This window comes from Chitinophaga sp. YIM B06452, from assembly GCF_039655965.1.
Lineage (GTDB): Bacteria > Bacteroidota > Bacteroidia > Chitinophagales > Chitinophagaceae > Chitinophaga.
This window is the reverse complement of sequence record NZ_JAWLKY010000001.1, coordinates 1,461,781-1,479,817: the sequence shown is the minus strand read 5'-3', so window position 1 is coordinate 1,479,817 and position 18,037 is coordinate 1,461,781. Positions and strand designations below refer to the sequence as shown.

17 protein-coding genes are annotated in these 18,037 nt (G+C 53.0%); 13 read left to right on the top strand and 4 right to left on the bottom strand.

Annotation, left to right across the window (positions count from 1 at the left end):
- The first annotated feature begins 500 nt into the window (after positions 1 to 500).
- The 5 genes from R3I13_RS05745 to R3I13_RS05725 are packed head-to-tail and all read left to right on the top strand — an operon-like array spanning position 501 to position 7,395.
- A complete protein-coding gene (locus tag R3I13_RS05745; protein WP_346316971.1) occupies positions 501 to 1,106 on the top strand; it encodes a TetR/AcrR family transcriptional regulator in 606 nt (201 codons plus the stop codon).
- 2 nt (positions 1,107 to 1,108) lie between these two features.
- Complete coding sequence (locus R3I13_RS05740) at positions 1,109 to 1,717, top strand: TetR/AcrR family transcriptional regulator (RefSeq protein WP_346316970.1); 609 nt, start codon at positions 1,109 to 1,111, stop codon at positions 1,715 to 1,717.
- 22 nt (positions 1,718 to 1,739) lie between these two features.
- Positions 1,740 to 3,095 carry a TolC family protein gene (locus R3I13_RS05735; RefSeq protein WP_346316969.1) on the top strand — a complete coding sequence of 452 codons (1,356 nt, stop codon included), beginning with the start codon at positions 1,740 to 1,742 and terminating at the stop codon, positions 3,093 to 3,095.
- Positions 3,096 to 3,103: 8 nt separating this feature from the next.
- Positions 3,104 to 4,171, top strand: coding sequence for an efflux RND transporter periplasmic adaptor subunit (locus tag R3I13_RS05730; RefSeq protein WP_346316968.1), 1,068 nt, complete (start codon positions 3,104 to 3,106; stop codon positions 4,169 to 4,171).
- A gap of 29 nt (positions 4,172 to 4,200) precedes the next feature.
- Complete coding sequence (locus tag R3I13_RS05725) at positions 4,201 to 7,395, top strand: efflux RND transporter permease subunit (RefSeq protein WP_346316967.1); 3,195 nt, start codon at positions 4,201 to 4,203, stop codon at positions 7,393 to 7,395.
- Positions 7,396 to 7,517: 122 nt separating this feature from the next.
- Here R3I13_RS05725 and proC read toward each other — a convergent pair whose 3' ends face one another.
- The 3 genes from proC to dusB all read right to left on the bottom strand — a co-directional run bounded on the left by proC (position 7,518) and on the right by dusB (position 10,129).
- On the bottom strand, positions 7,518 to 8,318 hold the full coding sequence (gene proC / locus R3I13_RS05720) for a pyrroline-5-carboxylate reductase (protein WP_346316966.1): 801 nt from the start codon (positions 8,316 to 8,318) through the stop codon (positions 7,518 to 7,520).
- Between the two features lie 136 nt (positions 8,319 to 8,454).
- Positions 8,455 to 9,024: an NUMOD4 domain-containing protein gene (locus tag R3I13_RS05715; RefSeq protein ID WP_346316965.1), complete on the bottom strand. Its 570-nt coding sequence runs from the start codon at positions 9,022 to 9,024 to the stop codon at positions 8,455 to 8,457.
- A 34-nt stretch (positions 9,025 to 9,058) separates the two neighbouring features.
- Positions 9,059 to 10,129 (bottom strand): tRNA dihydrouridine synthase DusB, encoded by a 1,071-nt coding sequence (gene dusB, locus R3I13_RS05710; RefSeq protein WP_346316964.1) that lies wholly within the window; start codon positions 10,127 to 10,129, stop codon positions 9,059 to 9,061.
- An 82-nt stretch (positions 10,130 to 10,211) separates the two neighbouring features.
- Here dusB and R3I13_RS05705 point away from each other — a divergent pair, with 82 nt between their 5' ends.
- From R3I13_RS05705 to R3I13_RS05685, 5 genes are all read left to right on the top strand, one after another.
- Complete coding sequence (locus R3I13_RS05705; RefSeq protein ID WP_346316963.1) at positions 10,212 to 11,153, top strand: type II CAAX endopeptidase family protein; 942 nt, start codon at positions 10,212 to 10,214, stop codon at positions 11,151 to 11,153.
- A 1-nt stretch (position 11,154) separates the two neighbouring features.
- Positions 11,155 to 11,388 carry a DUF2007 domain-containing protein gene (locus R3I13_RS05700; protein ID WP_346316962.1) on the top strand — a complete coding sequence of 78 codons (234 nt, stop codon included), beginning with the start codon at positions 11,155 to 11,157 and terminating at the stop codon, positions 11,386 to 11,388.
- A 32-nt stretch (positions 11,389 to 11,420) separates the two neighbouring features.
- Complete coding sequence (locus R3I13_RS05695) at positions 11,421 to 12,338, top strand: phosphatidate cytidylyltransferase (RefSeq protein ID WP_346316961.1); 918 nt, start codon at positions 11,421 to 11,423, stop codon at positions 12,336 to 12,338.
- Positions 12,339 to 12,407: 69 nt separating this feature from the next.
- Positions 12,408 to 13,064 (top strand): phosphatidylserine decarboxylase family protein, encoded by a 657-nt coding sequence (locus tag R3I13_RS05690; protein ID WP_346316960.1) that lies wholly within the window; start codon positions 12,408 to 12,410, stop codon positions 13,062 to 13,064.
- A 251-nt stretch (positions 13,065 to 13,315) separates the two neighbouring features.
- The gene (locus R3I13_RS05685; RefSeq protein WP_346316959.1) at positions 13,316 to 13,579 is read left to right on the top strand and encodes a hypothetical protein; all 264 of its coding nucleotides are present in this window, start codon (positions 13,316 to 13,318) and stop codon (positions 13,577 to 13,579) included.
- A gap of 79 nt (positions 13,580 to 13,658) precedes the next feature.
- On the opposite strand, the gene R3I13_RS05680 is transcribed toward R3I13_RS05685, so the two are convergent.
- Entirely contained in the window at positions 13,659 to 14,354 is a 696-nt protein-coding gene (locus tag R3I13_RS05680; protein WP_346316958.1) for a YjjG family noncanonical pyrimidine nucleotidase, read from the bottom strand.
- A gap of 129 nt (positions 14,355 to 14,483) precedes the next feature.
- Here R3I13_RS05680 and R3I13_RS05675 point away from each other — a divergent pair, with 129 nt between their 5' ends.
- The 3 genes from R3I13_RS05675 to R3I13_RS05665 all read left to right on the top strand — a co-directional run bounded on the left by R3I13_RS05675 (position 14,484) and on the right by R3I13_RS05665 (position 18,037).
- Positions 14,484 to 15,191, top strand: a complete 708-nt coding sequence (locus R3I13_RS05675; protein ID WP_346316957.1) for an SDR family oxidoreductase — start codon at positions 14,484 to 14,486, stop codon at positions 15,189 to 15,191.
- A 97-nt stretch (positions 15,192 to 15,288) separates the two neighbouring features.
- Positions 15,289 to 17,256 carry a BatD family protein gene (locus tag R3I13_RS05670; RefSeq protein WP_346316956.1) on the top strand — a complete coding sequence of 656 codons (1,968 nt, stop codon included), beginning with the start codon at positions 15,289 to 15,291 and terminating at the stop codon, positions 17,254 to 17,256.
- Between the two features lie 7 nt (positions 17,257 to 17,263).
- Entirely contained in the window at positions 17,264 to 18,037 is a 774-nt protein-coding gene (locus tag R3I13_RS05665) for a tetratricopeptide repeat protein (protein WP_346316955.1), read from the top strand.

The following is an 18,037-nucleotide window of genomic DNA, read 5'->3' as shown; positions in this document are numbered from 1 at the left end:
TTGGCTCTGCTGCTCCTCGCAATGACGGTTTTCCCCGCCTTGTCGCTCCGCCCTTATCTTAACTCTGCTGTTATACGATGGCGGTTATTATTTTATCGCCATGAAATATCGATTGATTATTAAGCCCATAGAAACATCTTCTTTTTTCAATAATACCCTTGCTCCAAAACAGTTATAAACGCAGGAATCAGCCTAAAACCATATTAATGATGTTTTTACACATTTTATTTTGAAGCTAATCTGCTTATAAATTATTTGTGTAGAATGCATATTAAATATGATTATATTTCTCAACTTATTGTTAATCAATTAATATTGATTATTTGATCAATTTTCACCATTTATTAAAACTTTGACGCTCAAGCCCAAGAAACCCGGAAAACCCTGAAGCCTCCCATTGTCAGAAAATAGTTAAAAATCCGTTAAATGGTCAACCGCGCTTACCAATATTCAAAACTTGTTCTAATTTTGACTTTATAACTAAAAAAGTCAGAAAGTTAATGCACACAGAAAACAGAGACGAAATGCGCGAGCGGATCATCGAGGCGGCTCTGAAACGGTTCACTCACTATGGTGCGTCCAAGACCACTATGAATGAGATAGCCGACGACATGCATTGCTCCAAGGCTTCCCTTTATTACTACTTCCCCGATAAACATGCCCTGCACCTTGCCGTGCTGGAAAAAGCCGGGGAAATGTATTTCCAGGAGATCGAACAAAGTGCCGCCACCGCCGCTACCGCCCAGGACGCCCTCCTGGACATGATACCGGTGCGCCACAACTTCGCCCGCAGATTCTGCCGCCTGGAATTATTCAAAGTTCTGAAAGACAAGCAGCTATTACATTCCGACGAAACGTTCCGCCTGGCCCGGGAAAAAGAAACAGCACTCGTAGCAGGAATCATCAGGAAAGGCGTTGCCACCGGCGAACTCGTTACGGACAACCCGGATCAGATAGCTGCCCTTTATATACAATCTATGATCGGCCTGCGCCTGTCCCTTTCCGCCCGTGAACTGACGGATGATATCAGCGAGGAGGAGTTTGAATTGGTGAGACAGTGGCAGGTGCAACTGGCCGACATCTTCATCAAAGGCTTAAAAAGTTGATCATGCGGGAAAGGATTCTCGAAACGGCGCTGCGGCTTTGCAGGACCTTCGGCATCAAAAGCATCACGATGCAGGATATTGCCCGCGAATGCGGCATGTCCAAAAAGACCGTGTATGAGCATTTTGCCGATAAGACCGAGCTGATCAACGAAGTAGTCGCCTTTATGACCAACACTTACTGCCAGCAGCTTACCAGCTGCAGCGCAGCCGGCGGCAATGCCATCGAAGAACTGGCCCTCTCCATCAAATACACGGAGCACCTGGCCAAAAGCACCAACCCGGTGCTGCTCTTCGAACTGGAAAAGTATCATCCCACCGCGTGGAAAAAGATCCTGGAGTTCCGGGAGCAGCACGTAACCGGCATCATCCGCGCCAACCTGGAACGGGGCATCAGGGAAGGGCTGTACCGCAGCACCCTGCATACGGACATCCTGGTGCACATGCGCCTGCTGCAGCTGAACGCGCTCTTCAACCCGCTGCTTTATCCCGCCGCAGAATTTGACCTCCACGAAGTGGTGGAACAAATGACGGCTCACTATATACACGGAATAGCCACCGCCGAAGGCCAACGCGTGGTGGAGCAATATTTTCCTGAAAAAGTAACAGCATAACTCATTCGCCACAAACTGTAACATGAAAAAATGGATCATACCGTTCCTGTTCCTTACAACGGGAGCGATTAACGCGAACGCACAAACGAAACAACTCACCCTCCAGGACTGCCTCCGCTATGCCCTGGACCATAACCAGACGCTGGCCGTAAGCCGCCTGGAAGAAGACCTTGGCAGGCTCAAGACCAAAGAGGTCCGCGCCCAGGCCCTGCCGCAGATAACCGGCAGCGGCAACCTGACGGACAACCTGAAAAAACAGGTAATGGTGCTGCCCGGCGCCTTCAACCAGGCAGAGCCCGGCAAACCCACCGCCGTGGAAGTGGGCACCACCTGGAATGCCACCGCCACGGGCGAGCTGAACCAGCAACTGTTCAACCAGAGCGTGTTCACCGGCCTCAAAGCCGCCAGGTCAGGCGAAGAATATTATACCCTGCAAACCCAGCAAACAAAGGAGAACGTGATCTACAACGTATCCAGCCTCTATTATGCCCTGCTGGTGAAACAGGAAAAAATGAACGTTATCCAGACCAACATAGAAAAGCTCACCCGCCTGGTAGAAACCACGCAGAGCCAGCTGGACAACGGTTTGGCCAAACGCATCGACCTGGATCGCATTAAAGTGAACCTTGTGAACTACCAGACGCAGAAAAGCCAGCTGCAAAACCAGCTGAGGGTAGACGAGAACAAGCTCAAACAGATCATGGGCATGGCCGTGGAAGAGGACGTGACGCTGCCGCCCCTGCAACTGACCGACATAGAAAAGAAAGCCGCCGTGACACAGGATTTCGGCAACTTTAACCTCAGCAACAGAACAGAGTTCAAGCTGCTGAAGAAAACAGAAGAGCTGCAAACCCTCCAGAAAAAGGCTTACATCGCCGAATACTTCCCCAGCCTGAGCTTTAACGGGCGCTACAGCTACAACGGCCTCAGCGACAAGTTCGACCTGTTCAAAGGCGGCTCCACCGCCAACTGGTTCGGCATGGCCTCCATCGGGCTTACGCTCAAGATCCCCATCTTCGACGGCTTCGCCCGCCGCTCCCGCGTAGACCAGGCTAATGTGACCCTGGCGCAGGTGAACAAAAAACTGGAAGCCAACAAGCTGGAAATGACCACCGCCTTCGAAAACAGCAGGCTGGTGCTGCTGAACAGCCTCAGCACCATCAAAACACAAAAAGAGAACGTATCCCTGGCAGACGAAGTGTACGCTTCCACCCAGAATAACTATAACCTGGGCCTGGCCAGTCTTACAGACCTGCTGAACGCGGAAACCTCGCTGGCCGAAGCCCAGAACAGCTACAACGAAGCGCTGCTGCAATACAAATTAGCAGAGCTGGACCTCATCAAATCACACGGTAACCTGCCATCACTTTTAAACTAATGCAAGCCATGAAGAAAGTTTTAATCTACGGCGTTTTAACAATAGCAGCCCTGGCTGCCATTATATGGAAGCTGAATGCGAATAAGAAAGCCAACACAGAAAAGATCGAATTCGTAAAACAAAGCAACACGGGCGATGTGCCGGTGCTGACCGAGAAAGTGACCAAAACGGAGTTTGACGACGCTTTTGCCGCCAACGGGAATTTTGAGCCGGCCCGCGAGCTCACTTTCCTCAGCGAAACTTCGGGCCGCATCACCAAACTGCTGGTAGACGAAGGCAGCTTCGTAAAACAAGGCCAGATCATGGCGCGCATAGACGACGAATTGCTGGGCACCGACCTGCAATCCGCCAAAGTGAACCTTGAGCAGCTGAAAGTAGATAAAGAACGTTACGAAAGCGCTTTCAAAACCGGCGGTGTAACGCAGAAACAAATGGACGATACCCGGCTCCAGTACGAAGTGGCCCAAACCCGCTACGAGGCTGCATCCCGCCGCATCCGCGACACGCACGTGAAAGCGCCGATCTCCGGCACCATCAACGCTAAATATGTTGAACAGGGCGCCTACCTTTCCGCTGGCACCAAAATGTTCGACATCGTAGACGTGAGCCGCCTGAAACTGAGAGTGACCGTGCCCGAACAGCAGGTGATCCACCTCCAGCCCGGCGACAAAGTGGAAGTAGTGACCAACGTATTCCCCGAAACAAAATATACCGGTAAGATCACCTTCATCGCTGCCAAAGGAGACGCCACGCTGAGCTATCCCGTTGAAATGGAAGTAAGCAACATCGCCGGCAAGCCGCTGAAAGCCGGCATGTACGGCACCGCGAACTTCGCCATGCCGCAGCAGGCGCCTGCCATCCTCGTTTCCCGCAATGCATTCGTGGGCGGCGTGAACGGCAACCAGGTGTACGTAATGGAAGGCAATACCGCCAAACTCCGTAAAGTAACCGCAGGCCGCATCTTTGGCGACAAAGTAGAGATCCGTGAAGGGCTCGCCGAAGGTGAAACCGTGATCACCAGCGGGCAGATCAACCTGACAGATGGCGCCAAAGTAGCCGTACAGCAGGGCAAATAACAGGATCGCTTATTTAAACTTTTTGACAAATGAAGATTACAGAGATTTCGATAAAGCGGCCTACCGTTGTGATCGTGTTGTTCACGATCCTCACCCTGCTGGGTTTCATCAGCTACAAGTCTTTGAACTATGAGCTGCTGCCCAAGTTCAGCTCGCCCATCGTAACCATTGCCACCGTATACCCCGGCGCATCGCCGCAGGAAGTGGAAAGCACCGTCACCAAAAAGATAGAGGACGCGGTGGCTTCCATGGAAAAGATCAAAAAACTGACGTCCCGCTCCTCCGAAAGCCTTTCCATGGTAACGGTGGAACTGAATAACGACGCGGATGTGGACATTGCCCTGCAGGATGCGCAGCGTAAGGTAAACGCCGTACTGGCAGACCTCCCGGGCGACGCCAAACCGCCCAGCCTCAACAAATTCTCGCTGGACGACCTGCCCATCATGACCCTCTCCGCCACCGCCAAAATGGACGACCGCCAGTTTTACGACCTGGTGGACAAAAAGATCCAGCCGCAGCTTTCCCGCCTGCCGGGCGTTGCGCAGATCACGCTCATCGGCGGCCAGGAAAGAGAGATCAAGATCAATATGGACCCGAAGAAGCTGGAAGCCTATGGCCTTTCCATCCTCCAGGTGCGCCAGATCATTACCAACGCCAACCTGGACTTCCCGACGGGCAAGGTAAAGACCGTAGACCAGCAGATACTCGTGCGCCTCGCCGGTAAATATAAAAACGTGGACCAGCTCCGCAACCTCGTGCTCACCACCACCGCCACCGGCACACAAGTGCGCCTCGGCGACGTGGCAGATGTGCAGGACAGCCAGAAAGATGCCGAAAAACTCGCCCGTGTAGACGGCGAGAGCGCCATCGCTATGCAGGTGCAGAAACAGACCGACGCGAACGCTGTGACCGTGAGTGAAGCCATGCAGAAAGCGATCGCCGAAATTGAAAAAGAATACAGCGGCGCCAGCCTGCAGATCAAGATCGCGAACGACGCATCCGTGTTCACGCTGGAATCTGCAGACTCCGTGATACATGACCTCATCATCGCCATCCTGCTCGTGGCCGCCGTGATGATGCTGTTCCTTCACAGCTTAAGGAACGCCATCTTCGTAATGATCTCCATTCCCGCTTCGCTGATAGCCACCTTCATCGGCATGAACCTGTTCGGCTTCTCCCTCAACCTGATGAGCCTGCTCGGCCTTTCGCTGGTAGTGGGCATCCTCGTGGACGACGCCATCGTGGTGCTGGAAAATATTTACCGCCACATGGAAATGGGCAAGAACAAAGTGCGCGCGGCATTCGACGGGGTGAAAGAGATCGGGTTCACCGTAACCTCCATCACCCTCGTGATCGTGGTAGTGTTCCTTCCCATTTCTTTGACGAACGAGCTGGTAAGCAAGATCCTGCGCGAGTTCTGCGTCGTAGTGATGATATCCACCATGCTGAGCTTGCTGGCATCCTTTACCATCGTGCCTTTGCTGGCTTCCCGCTTCGGTAAGCTCACGCACCTGACAGGGAAAAATATTTTCGAGAAATTCATTCTCTGGTTCGAAAGGCAGCTGGATAAATTCACCGCCTGGATGACCGGCCTGCTGAAATGGGCGCTGGGGCATAAGACCATCACCATCGTAGGGTCACTCGTGCTGCTGATCGCTTCTTTCCAACTGGTGAGCAGGGGCTACATCGGCGGGGAGTTCATCCCCAACGGCGACCGCGGCCAGTTCATCGTAATGCTCGAAATGCCGAAAGACGCTTCGCTGGAACAAACCAACCAGGCCACGCGGAAAGTGGAGCAGATCATGAGCAAGAAAAACGCCGTGACCTCGCTGATCACTACCGTGGGGCAGACTTCCGAAGACGGTTTCGGCGCATCGCAATCCACCGCGTATAAATCAGAGATCACCGTGATGCTGGTAGACCAGCACCTGCGCGAATCTTCAGATATCTTCGCATCCAAGATCAAAAAAGAGCTTTCTTCCCAATTGCCCGGGGTGAAGGTGAAAACCACGCCCGTGAGCATTCTTGGTACCGCGCAGCGCGCTCCCGTAGAGCTGGTGGTAATGGGTACCGACCTGGACAGCGTGATGAGCTTCGCCAAAGTAGCAATGGCCGAACTTAAGAAAGTAGAAGGTTCCAGCGAGGTGAAACTCTCCGTAGAAGAAGGTAACCCCGAGATCAACGTGCAGGTGGACCGCGATAAGATGAGCGCCCTCGGCCTTACGCTCGAAAACGTGGGCGGTACCATGCAGACCGCTTTCAGCGGCACCGCAGACGATTCGAAAGTGAAGTTCCGCCAGGGTGAATACGAATATGATATCAACATCCGCTTCGACGACTTCAACCGGAAAGACATCAACGACGTTTCGAAGATCGATTTCAAGAACGACAAAGGCGAGCTGATCAAGCTGAGCCAGTTTGCTACCGTGACCGAAGGTTCCGGCCCGAGCAGACTGGAGCGCAGGGACAAAAATACTTCCGTGAATGTGCAGAGCCAGGTAATGGGCCGTCCTTCCGGCACCGTTACGCAGGAATTCGGCGACAGATTAGCCAAATTGCAAAAGCCGGCCGGCGTATCTTACAAGTTCGGCGGCGATGCGGAAAACCAGGGCGATTCCTTCTCCACGCTGGGTGTGGCGTTGCTCATCTCGATCGTGATGGTGTACCTCATCATGGTGGCGCTGTACGACAACTACATTTACCCGCTGGTGGTGATGTTCTCCATCCCGCTGTCTATCATCGGGGCCCTGCTGGCGCTGGCGCTGACGAACAATACGCTGAACATCTTCACCATCCTGGGCGTGATCATGCTGATAGGCCTGGTGGCGAAGAACGCGATCATCCTGGTGGACTTTACCAACCAGATGAAAGAAGAAGGCCAGAGCACCTATGATGCGCTGATCCATGCGAACAAGGCGCGTCTCCGCCCGATCCTCATGACCACCATCGCGATGGTGATAGGCATGCTGCCGATCGCGCTGGCAACGGGCGGTGTGGCTTCCACCAAGAACGGCCTGGCTTGGGTGATCATCGGCGGCCTGATCAGCTCCATGTTCCTGACGCTGATCGTAGTGCCGGTGGTGTACATGGTAGTGGATAAAGTGATGGCGAGGTTCGGTATGAACCGTATCTCGAAGAAACGCTACATCCGTCAAAGGATGGTGGCCCCCACGGTGCATGAGCTGCAGGGGAGCGAGATGGAAGCTGCTTCCATGATGAACTGATAAAATACTTGCATAAGTAACAATAGTTGTTACAAACAGTGTAACAGTTGTAGGTTTAACTAAATGGCCGGGATAGTCTTATCCCGGCCTTCTTTTTAGCGCACCTGCAATATTGAAAATACTTATGGTTTCAGGATCTTATCGTAGCTGGCGGTGATGCCTTTGATGAGGGAAGAGCTGAAGCCCTGGTGCTCCATTTCGTTCAAGCCCGCAATGGTACAGCCTTTGGGAGTGGTCACCTTATCGATTTCCGCTTCGGGGTGACGGTTGCCTTTGATGAGCAGCTCGGCTGCGCCTTTCACGGTTTGTGCGGCAATGAGGTTGGCCGTAGCCGCGTCGAAGCCGATCTCGATGCCGCCCTGTATGCTCGCACGGATGAAGCGGAGCGCATAGGCAATGCCGCAGGCGCCGAGCACGGTGGCCGCGTCCATCAGTTTTTCGTCGATGCTGACAGTAACGCCCAGCTGGTCGAACATATCCTTTACAAAAGCGGTCTGCTCTTCCGTCACGTTGCGCCCGCAGATGCAGGTGATGGATTCCTGGATGGCGATGGCCGTATTGGGCATGGCGCGGAAAATGGGCAGGCCGGGCAGGGTGATCTTTTCAAGATCGTCCAGCAATACGCCGGTAACCACGCTGATGAGTACCTGTTTTTTAGCGTCGAAGCTGGCGCGCAGCTCGCTGAGCACTTCCTTTACGTTGTATGGTTTGAGGGCCACTACCACCACGTCTGACTCGCTGATGGCTTTCGCGTTATCAGATTCCACGTGTACGCCCTTTTCGCGCAGGGCCGCCAGGGTGCTGGTGTTGCGCTTGGTAACGGTGATGCTTCCCGGCTTGCTGAATCCACTCTTTAAAAGTCCTTCCGCTATGGCGGAACCCAGGTTTCCGCCGCCTATGATCGCTATTTTCTTGTCTGACATAGTCTACTATTTTGGAAGAGTAAGGTACGGCAAAACGGGGAAGCAAGCAAGGCGGGGTTAAAAAGGCAGTGGCCCGGCACAGGCCGGACCACTGTCAGACAACATCAAAATATGATCATTCCTGACGATTCAGGCTTTAATCCAGTGTTACATGGCTCCAGTTCTCGCCGCTTTTGATGCGGTAGAGCTGCATTTCGCTGATGGAGAACTGCTCGGCGATCTGCTTCATGGTCTTTTTGCCGGGCTTGTCCAGCAGGCGCTTGATGCTTTTCACCTTGGTCACATTCAGCTTCAGGCCTTTCAGGCGGTGGCGCTGCTGTTCCTTGTAGGCAAGCTTTGCGGGACTGTTCTGCTGGTGTTTCTCCATTTCCTCCTTGGTTGCCCATCGGAGATTGCCCACCTTGTTGTTCTTTTTATTAAAATCGAGATGGATAACGTATTTCTGTGCCCGGCTGGTTTTGGGGGAGAAGAGCCGCGCCACTTCGCGGTGCAGGTACAGGCTCTGGTAGGTGTCCGCAGGCTTGATGTTCAACACCGTGTAACCTTCAACGGTAGAGCCGTTCAACAATTTCCCGTCTTCAATACTTTCGTGGTAACTGATCACTCTTCCCATGTTGGACACTGCGTATTTTTTCCGCAGGGCAGATTTGTTTTTAATCTGCAAGTCTTTCCAGACTTCATTTTTCAGATTTTTAACCGTGGCCATTGTGAAAGCAGTTTTTTGGTGATTCAATTCGGGGTTAATCCGCGATACCACACGCCAGTTCTCTTTCTGATTGAATTGCTGTTCCTTCCGAGCCAGCCATTGGGGCCATTGTCCGCTCAAATATATGATCTTTGTACTGTAATGCAACGGCATCCAGGACCGATTCTATTGCTGACGCTGTATTGCAAGTTACTAATTGTGCGCGGAATTCTTTGATATGCGGCAGACCTTTCAGGTAATTGGTATAATGCCTCCGCATTTCGAGTATGCCTACCACGTCTCCCTTCCAGCTGATGGAATGGCGAAGGTGCTGTTTGCACACTTTTACCCGTTCCTCCACCGTGGGCGGCGGGAGGTGTTTGCCGGTTGCCAGGAAATGTTTGATCTCGTTAAAGATCCATGGGTAGCCGATGGCCGCCCGCCCGATCATCACCCCGTCCACCCCGTATTTTTCCCGGGCGTTCAGGGCCTGTTCCGGCGTGCAGATGTCTCCATTACCAAAAATGGGTATGTGTATCCGTGGATTGTTCTTCACTTTGCCGATCAATGTCCAGTCCGCATGCCCTTTGTACATCTGCGTACGGGTGCGGCCATGGATGGTAAGGGCCTGGATGCCCACGTCCTGCAGCCTTTGGGCTACTTCTTCAATGTTTTTGGTATCATCGTCCCAGCCGAGGCGGGTTTTGACCGTAACCGGCAGCTTTGTGGCTTTTACCACGGCTTCCGTGAGCTTAACCATTTTGGGTATATCCTTGAGGATGCCCGCGCCCGCACCTTTGCAGGTCACTTTTTTTACCGGGCAGCCAAAATTGATGTCCAGCAGGTCGGGATTGGCGGCCTCCACGATCTGTGCCGCCATGGCCATAGGCTCTTCGTCTCCCCCAAAGATCTGGATGCCGACGGGCCTTTCGTAATCGAAAATATCCAGTTTCTGCCGGCTCTTGATGGCGTCGCGGATGAGGCCTTCGGAAGAAATGAACTCCGAATACATCAGGTCTGCCCCGTTCAATTTGCACACCGCCCTGAAGGGCGGATCGCTCACATCTTCCATGGGCGCCAGCAGCAATGGAAATTCACCCAGTTCTATATTTCCGATTTTCACCATATTAATCTTGCCCGTTTTTAATTTTGTCGGTCAACTGGCAAACACGCTGTAAATTTACGCAAAATTAGCACAGCGATAGTTTATGGACCTAATACGCAAATCATCTCCTTTTTCCCGGCTGGCACTGCTTTTCGCCCTGATGTTCCTCTGCTACTTCGTCTTTGGCGTGCTGATCGTCGCATTTTTCCCGGCTATCAGCGGCGGCTATACGATGGAGCAGATCACTGATACGGCTGTTTGGGAGAACCCTTCCTTTGCGTTTGCGGCCAAAATGCTCCAGTTCCTGTATACCACGATAATATTTTTCATACCGGGCCTGCTCCTCGCCTGGATAGCCAGCCCCAAACCTGAGGCATACCTTGGGCTGAAACAGCGCGCCGGGTTCATCCAGCTTGGGCTGGCGCTGCTCATCATGCTGTGCGCCCTGCCCCTGGTAGGCTTGCTGAACCAGTGGAACGAAAGCTGGCCGCTGCCGAAATCGCTTATGGACATAGAAAATTCCGCCAAGGTGCAAACGGAAATGATGCTGAAAATGCCCGATCTCACCTCCCTGTTCACCAACCTGCTGCTGGTGGCCCTGGCGCCCGCGATCGCGGAAGAGGTGCTTTTCAGGGGCGTGATGCAAAAGCTTATCACACAAATGGTTAAGAACGGGTGGATTGCCGCGCTGATCACTGCCGTAATATTCAGCATACTTCATTTCCAGTTCCTCGGGTTTATGCCAAGGGCGCTGCTGGGCTTTTTGCTGGGAGCCATTTATTTCGCCACCGGCAGCCTCTGGCTGTCTATCGCCGCGCATTTCCTGAACAACGGCCTCCAGGTGGTGTTAATATACCTGTACCAGGCGAAAATGACGAAATACGATGCTACGGCAGACGAACATGTGCCACTGTATTTCGGGCTATTGAGCGCCGTGGTCACCGGGTTGCTCATATGGCGGCTGTACAGGCGGTCCAAAGAAAGGGGCTACAACGCCGCCGCACTGGCCCAACCTGATATCATCACAGAAGAAAAAGAATACTGATATGGAAAAAGACTGGGTAAAAGTATTTGCCAGCAATGTGTCCTTCGAATCGGAGATCATCAAAGGCATGCTGATAGAAAACGAGATCGAAGCCGTGATCATCAACCGGCAGGACTCCTCTTTCGTGACCATGCTGCCGGGCATGGACGAAGTGTACGTGCACAACAGCAACGAAGCAAAAGCGAAAGAACTGATAGCCGCCAGCCAGGAAGGGAAGATCGAAAACAATCCTTAGCTTTACGCCCGATCTAACTTTTTTGAGCCAGCATGAAGACCTTCATCACGCGCACCATTACCGCCCTTTTTTTTGTAGCAATTATGCTGGGGGGCATCCTGTGGAATGAATTATCGTTCTTTCTTCTTTTTTTCCTGATCGACTTTTTTGCCCTGCGGGAGTACGTGAAGCTCGTGCGCCTGATAGACAGCGATTATAACGAAGTATCGCCCTGGCATCGCGCCGGCTTGTTGATAGCGGGTTGCGCGGTGATGATGGCGGTAACGGACCGGCATTTTGGCGGGAGCGGCGTAACGCTGGGCGAGATAGGGTTTGTAATGGCATTCATCTTCATCCTGCTGCTGCCCCTCGGAGAGATCCTGATGAGCAAGAATTTTTCGCTGAAAACGATCGGCTATTCCATACTGGGCCTTATTTATGTAACGGCGCCTTTGAGCATGATGGTAGACCTGCGGTTGATGCCGATTACATACTCCATAATACCCGGCTGGCATGTAACGATCGGCTCGTCCTGGACCGGGTATAGCAACTCATCGGGCGTACTTATCCCGCTCCTGCTCATCATTTTTATCTGGATCAACGATACCATGGCCTACATTGTAGGCTCCCTCATCGGCCGCACGCCTTTTTTCCCGTCCATTTCCCCTAAAAAGACGATCGAAGGTACCGTTGGCGGCATGATACTGGCCATTGCGGCCGCTGGCGTGTTTGGATATTTCTGGGGCGAGGAACGTTGGGGCCTGGCCTGGCCGCATTGGGTAGCGCTCGCGCTGATTGCCGCCATCTTCGGCACGGCGGGCGACCTGCTGGAGTCGCGCCTTAAAAGGCTGGCCGGCGTTAAGGATTCAGGGAAGATCATGCCGGGGCACGGCGGCTTCCTGGACCGCTTCGATTCATTGCTCGTAGCGGCGCCTTTTGCATGGATATACGTGAGCCTCTTTGTGCGATAAATTTTTATTTTCTTCATACCTTCGTACCGCCGGAAAAAAACCGGCGATCTTTCATTAACAAAACAGAACATGACTATCCATCGTGAGGGAACGGCTACCATCGCCATCACCTTTGTGGTACTGGCGCTGATCAACGGCGCGGTATTTTACCTGCTCCCGGGCGCCCCGGTGTTCGGCTACATCGTGGCCGGTATTTCACTGGTTCTATTCCTTTTCATCATTTCCTTTTTCCGCATCCCCAACAGGGTGCTGAACCAGGACGAACAGCTGGTGATCGCCCCGGCAGACGGTAAAGTGGTGGTGATAGAAGAAACTTTCGAACCGGAATATTTTAAGGACAAAAGACTGCAGGTGTCCATCTTCATGAGCCCTGCCAACGTGCATGTGAACCGCAACCCCATCAGCGGGGAAGTGAAGCTGAGCCAGTATCATGCCGGTAAATACCTGGTGGCCTGGCACCCGAAATCGTCTACCGAAAACGAGCGCCATACCGTGGTGATCGGCAACGGAAAAAATGAGATACTCGTGCGCCAGATAGCAGGAGCGCTGGCCCGCCGTATTGTGAACTACCTGAAGGCAGGCATGCAGGTGAAGCAGAACCAGGAAATGGGCTTCATCAAATTCGGCTCCCGCGTGGACATTTACCTGCCCATCGGCACGGAAGTGAACGTGGCGCTGGAACAGACCGTGAGAGGCGGGCAAACCGTGATCGCGAAGCTGGGGTAAGTTTTAACAGAATTTTTAGGATGGATTGGCTTATCTTCAGTTCATCATGAAATCCAGGCGAAGATCAAAATTCAGGGAAAACATGGAAGGCTGGGCCAACGTCCTGGCTATCTTTGAAGTGATTTTCGATTTCATCAGTATTTTTTCATGACGAAACAAACCAACATATCAACATTCCGCAAACGCCTCGGGAAATTCCTGAACGGGATGTACGTTTTCCAGTTTGTTCTTGAATGCATAACTTTCCTTTTATGAAAAAAATTCTTTTCGCCTTCGCGGCAATAACATTGATGGCCGGCCCGGCGCTGGCGCAGGAAAAGCCTTCCGCTAAAAAGAAAACGGCGAAAGAAGCCGCCTGTCATAAAGAAGGCGAATCCTGCTGTAAGGAAGAGCAGGCCGCCAAAGGCAAATCCTGCTGCATGCCGATGCCTTCCAAAGCTGCGGCCGCCATGAAAAGCAAATCCGCCAAACCGGCTGCTACCGCAGAAAAAGCCAAACCCGCCGCAAAAGGATAACCTAAGCTGACCATATTTGAAAAAAGGCTGTGTTCCGCATGGAGCACAGCCTTTTTTATGTCGTGTTGACGAATATATTTTACAATATCTCCTTCAGCTCGTGCAGGCTTTTGATGGTATAAGTAGGCTGAATGCCTTCCTGCTGTCTGTCCGGCGCGAAATACACCTGGTCTATGCCCGCCTGCTGGGCCCCGAGAATATCCACATCCAGCGTATCGCCGATCATGATGCATTCCGATGCGGAGCAGTTGGACAATTTCATCGCGTAGTCAAATATTTCGCGGTGAGGTTTCAGGCTGCCGGCGCTTTCGGAGGTGATCACATGGGTGAAATAATCGTTGATGCCGGAGTGTTTCATCTTCAGCCGCTGGGTTTCTTCAAACCCGTTGGTAATCATGTGGATGGGATAGTTTTTATCGCGCAGGTAATCCAGCACCTCGGTAGCATGCGGGAAAAGGGCGGTCTTGGTTGGCAGTACTTCAATGAAACGCGCGCCCAGGCTTTCGCAGAGCTTATCGTCGCAGAGCTTGAAGTCAAGGAAGGTCATGCTGAAACGTTTGGTGCGCAGCTCGTTCCTGTTGATAAAGCCTTTGCGGAAGCGGTCCCAGAGTTTTTCGTTGATCACGGAGTAGGACGCGTAGAATTTTTCGAACGAGGGAATGCCTCTTTTATCCAGTGCATATTCGGCAAAAAGTTCCTGTAACGTAGCCGTGGCGTTGGCCTCAAAATCCCACAATGTATGGTCCAGGTCGAAAAAAATATGTTTGTATCTCATAATAGTCAGTAGCGTTGGCGGCTGTAGTTCAGTACAAATTTACGACAATCGGCGGGAAGCGCCCCGATTTAACGAATCCGTAATTTTTGCATTATTTTTAAGGGCTTTTAAAACAGGCAATTCGAAAATATGTACGCGATCATTACAGGCGCAAGCAGGGGAATAGGGAAGGCTACGGCTGAAAAGCTGGCTGCAGAAGGGTTTGACGTTGCCATCTGCGCCCGCAACCCGGCGGCGCTGGAAGCGGCCAAACAATCCATCGAACAGCAGCGGCAGGGCGTGAAAGTGCTGGCTGAAATAGTTGATATGGCCGATAAGCAGGCGGTGCTTGCTTTTGCGCAGAAAATAAAAGATACTTTCGGCGATACGCCAGCGATATTGGTCAATAACGCGGGCATATTCACGCCCGGCGCGGTGCATGAGGAAGAAGAAGGCCACCTTGAGCAGATGATGGCCGTGAATCTTTACAGCGCCTACCACCTCACGCGGGCTTTTATACCCGCCATGAAAGCGGCGCGCAAAGGCCACGTGTTCAACCTCTGCTCTACCGCCAGCCACAAAGCATACCCCAACGGCGGTTCATACAGCATCACGAAATTCGCTTTGCTCGGCTTTTCGAAGAACCTGCGGGAGGAAATGAAACCTTTCGGGGTAAAGGTGACTTCTATCAGTCCCGGCCCGGTATGGACGGCCAGCTGGGAAGGCTTTGAAGCCCCTGCGGACAGGCTCATGGAAGCCTCCGATGTGGCGGATATGATCTGGGCCGCTTATAACCTCAGCCCACAGGCCGTTATAGAAGACATCCTGATGCGCCCGATGCAGGGGGATATCGGATAGAATCCTTTCCTGTGGCTTGTTTACACGTTTTTTTTAACTTACTTTTAACTCACAGCGCGCGTACGCCGATGCGGCTTTGGTTAAATTTGTTACCAGGATGAAGGTATATATTGCCCTTTTTAAGAAAAGTTTATTCACGCTGCTGATCTTTTGTTGTGCAGCCTTTACTGCCGTTGCGCAGGAGTTCCGTTTTACCGCCCAGAGCAGCGCCAACGTCATCGCTATGGACGAAATGGTGCGCGTGCAGTTCCTGCTGGAAAACCCGGTGAACTTCAGCGGCCAGATCACTCCCGTTTTCAAAGGCTTCACCGTTGTGCAGGGGCCGGAAGTGATGCAAAGCACGCAATATGTGAACGGCCAATCATCCAATTATCTTGCTTATTCATGGGTATTACGGCCGCAGGCGCCCGGCCATTACACCATCCCCGGCGCTACCGCGCGGGTAGACGGCAGGCTGGTAAAAAGCAACCCGATCAATATCGAAGTGGTAAAAGGCGGCCCCGGCGCGCAGCTGCCCCAGCAGCAGGCGCAACCGCAACCCCCGCCCCGCCGCGGATTTGGCGGCGATGTGTATGGAGAATCGCATCCCGGCGTGATCAGGAAAGGCGAAGACGTGAAAGACAAGCTCCGCAAAAATATTTTCGTGAAAGTGGAAGTGGATAAGACGTCCGTTTACGAAGGCGAGCAGATCACCGCCACCTACAAGCTGTATACCCGCCTGCCCACGAATTCCAATGTCACGAAAGTGCCGGCCTTCAAAGGGTTTTCCGCGAAAGATATTGAACTGCCCAACCCGCCGCGCGCTAATGAAGAAATAGTGAACGGCGTGCCCTTCAACGTGTTCGTGATCCGCAAAACGCTGCTGTTCCCCCTGCAATCGGGCGAGCTGGAGCTGGATCCCGCGGAGGTAGACAACCAGGTGCATTTCGTGAAGCTCGGCGCCCGCAAAAAACGCGCGGCCAACGATCCCTTCAACGACCCACTGTTTCGCGACGCCTTCGGCGGCAGCGCATTCGACGACTTTTTCAGCGACGACCCGTTTGCCACGCCCGAATATGAAGTGGTACCTTACAAAATACAGAGCCCCGTCGTAAAGGTGACCGTGAAACCCTTGCCCACAGCGGGCCGCCCGGCCAGCTTCAACGGCGCGGTAGGGAAGTTCACCATGACGGCCCAGCTGGACAAAAAAGAACTGAGCACCGACGACGCGCTGACCCTCAAAGTGAATATTGCCGGGCAGGGAAACGTGAACCTGCTGAGCGCGCCGCCGCTGAACATTCCGCCGGCATTCGAAAAATACGATCCGACCGTTACCGACAACATTGAGAAGAACAGCAACCCGCTGAGCGGCAGCCGCCAGTTCCAGTACGCGCTGATGCCGCAGGAAAAGGGTGACTACGATCTGCCGCCGGTAGAGTTCTCCTACTTCGATCCCGCTGCGCATGCCTACAAAACACTGACCTCTTCTCCCTTTGCCATTCACGTAACGCAGGGCAAACAAACCAAAAAAGAACGTGAGGACTTCGGCGCGAATACCGACCTGGTGAATATCCGTTTCAACGGGCAGAACTGGAGCAAGAACAGTCCGTTCTTCTTTGGCAAACCGCTCTTCTGGATATTGTTGCTGTTGCCGTTGCTCGGTATTGCAGGCCTGGCCTGGTACCGCAGGCGCGAGAATTTCCGTAGCAGCAACGCCGCATTGTTGCGGCATAAGCACGCCAACCGCGTTGCCCTCAAACGCCTTGAGCTGGCGGCACGTTACCTGAAAGAAGGGAAAGACAAGGCGTTCTACGAAGAAACCTCCCGCGCCATCTGGGGTTATCTCAGCCATAAACTGAAAATACCCATGGCCACGCTCACCAAGCAGGAAGTGCAGGACAAGCTGGCCGCCCAGCAGGTGAGCGGCGCTACCATGCATAAGCTGCTGGAGCTGACGGACCGTTGCGAGATGGCCCTGTATGCTCCCGCCAGCACCAGCGAACACCGCCAGGGAGCTTACCAGGAAGCGGTGGAAGTGATCAGTTCCATTGAAGATGAATTAAAAAGCAAAGCCGCCGGAAAATAACCGAATTATGATGCGTTCATTCAAGCAATCCATCCAGATCCTGTTGTGCTGCTGCCTTACCGCCGCTGCGGTTTCAGCGCAGGGGCAAAAAGTGCCGGCGCTGTTCACCGAAGGCAATGCGCTGTACCAGCAGAAAAAATATGAAGAAGCTGCTGCGAAATACCAGCAGCTGATCGATTCAGGCTACCAGGTGGCAGACCTTTACTTCAATGCCGGGAATGCTTATTACAAGAGCAACCAGACGGCCATGGCCGTGTACAGCTTCGAAAAGGCGCAGCATCTTAAGCCGGGGGATGAAGACATTGAGCAGAACCTGGCGCTGGCCAACCAGCGTGTAGGCAGCAATATCGAAACGCTTCCTTTGCTTTTCTTCGAAAAATGGTGGCTGCAATGGCAGCAGCTGCATTCAGGCGCAGGCTGGGCCGTGTGGAGCATTGTCTGGTTCTGGCTGCTGGTGGCCGCAGCGGCGGTATATTTCTTCATTCCAATACCGCGCAGGCACTTGTTCCGCTGGGTAATGACGGCGGCGGCCGTGCTGTTCACCGGTTACTTTTCCATGGCCATCTGGATGCACAACAAGGCCTACAACAGCGGTGAAGCGATCGTGATGCACAATGCCGTAAAAGTCAAATCTGCGCCCGACGATGGCGGCAAAGACCTTTTTGAGCTGAAAGAAGGTGTGAAAGTAAAAGTTCTGGACGGCACCAGCCAGTTCAGCAAAGTGCAGCTGGCGGATGGCAAAAGCGGGTGGGTAGCGGTGAATGAACTGAAGAAACTCTAG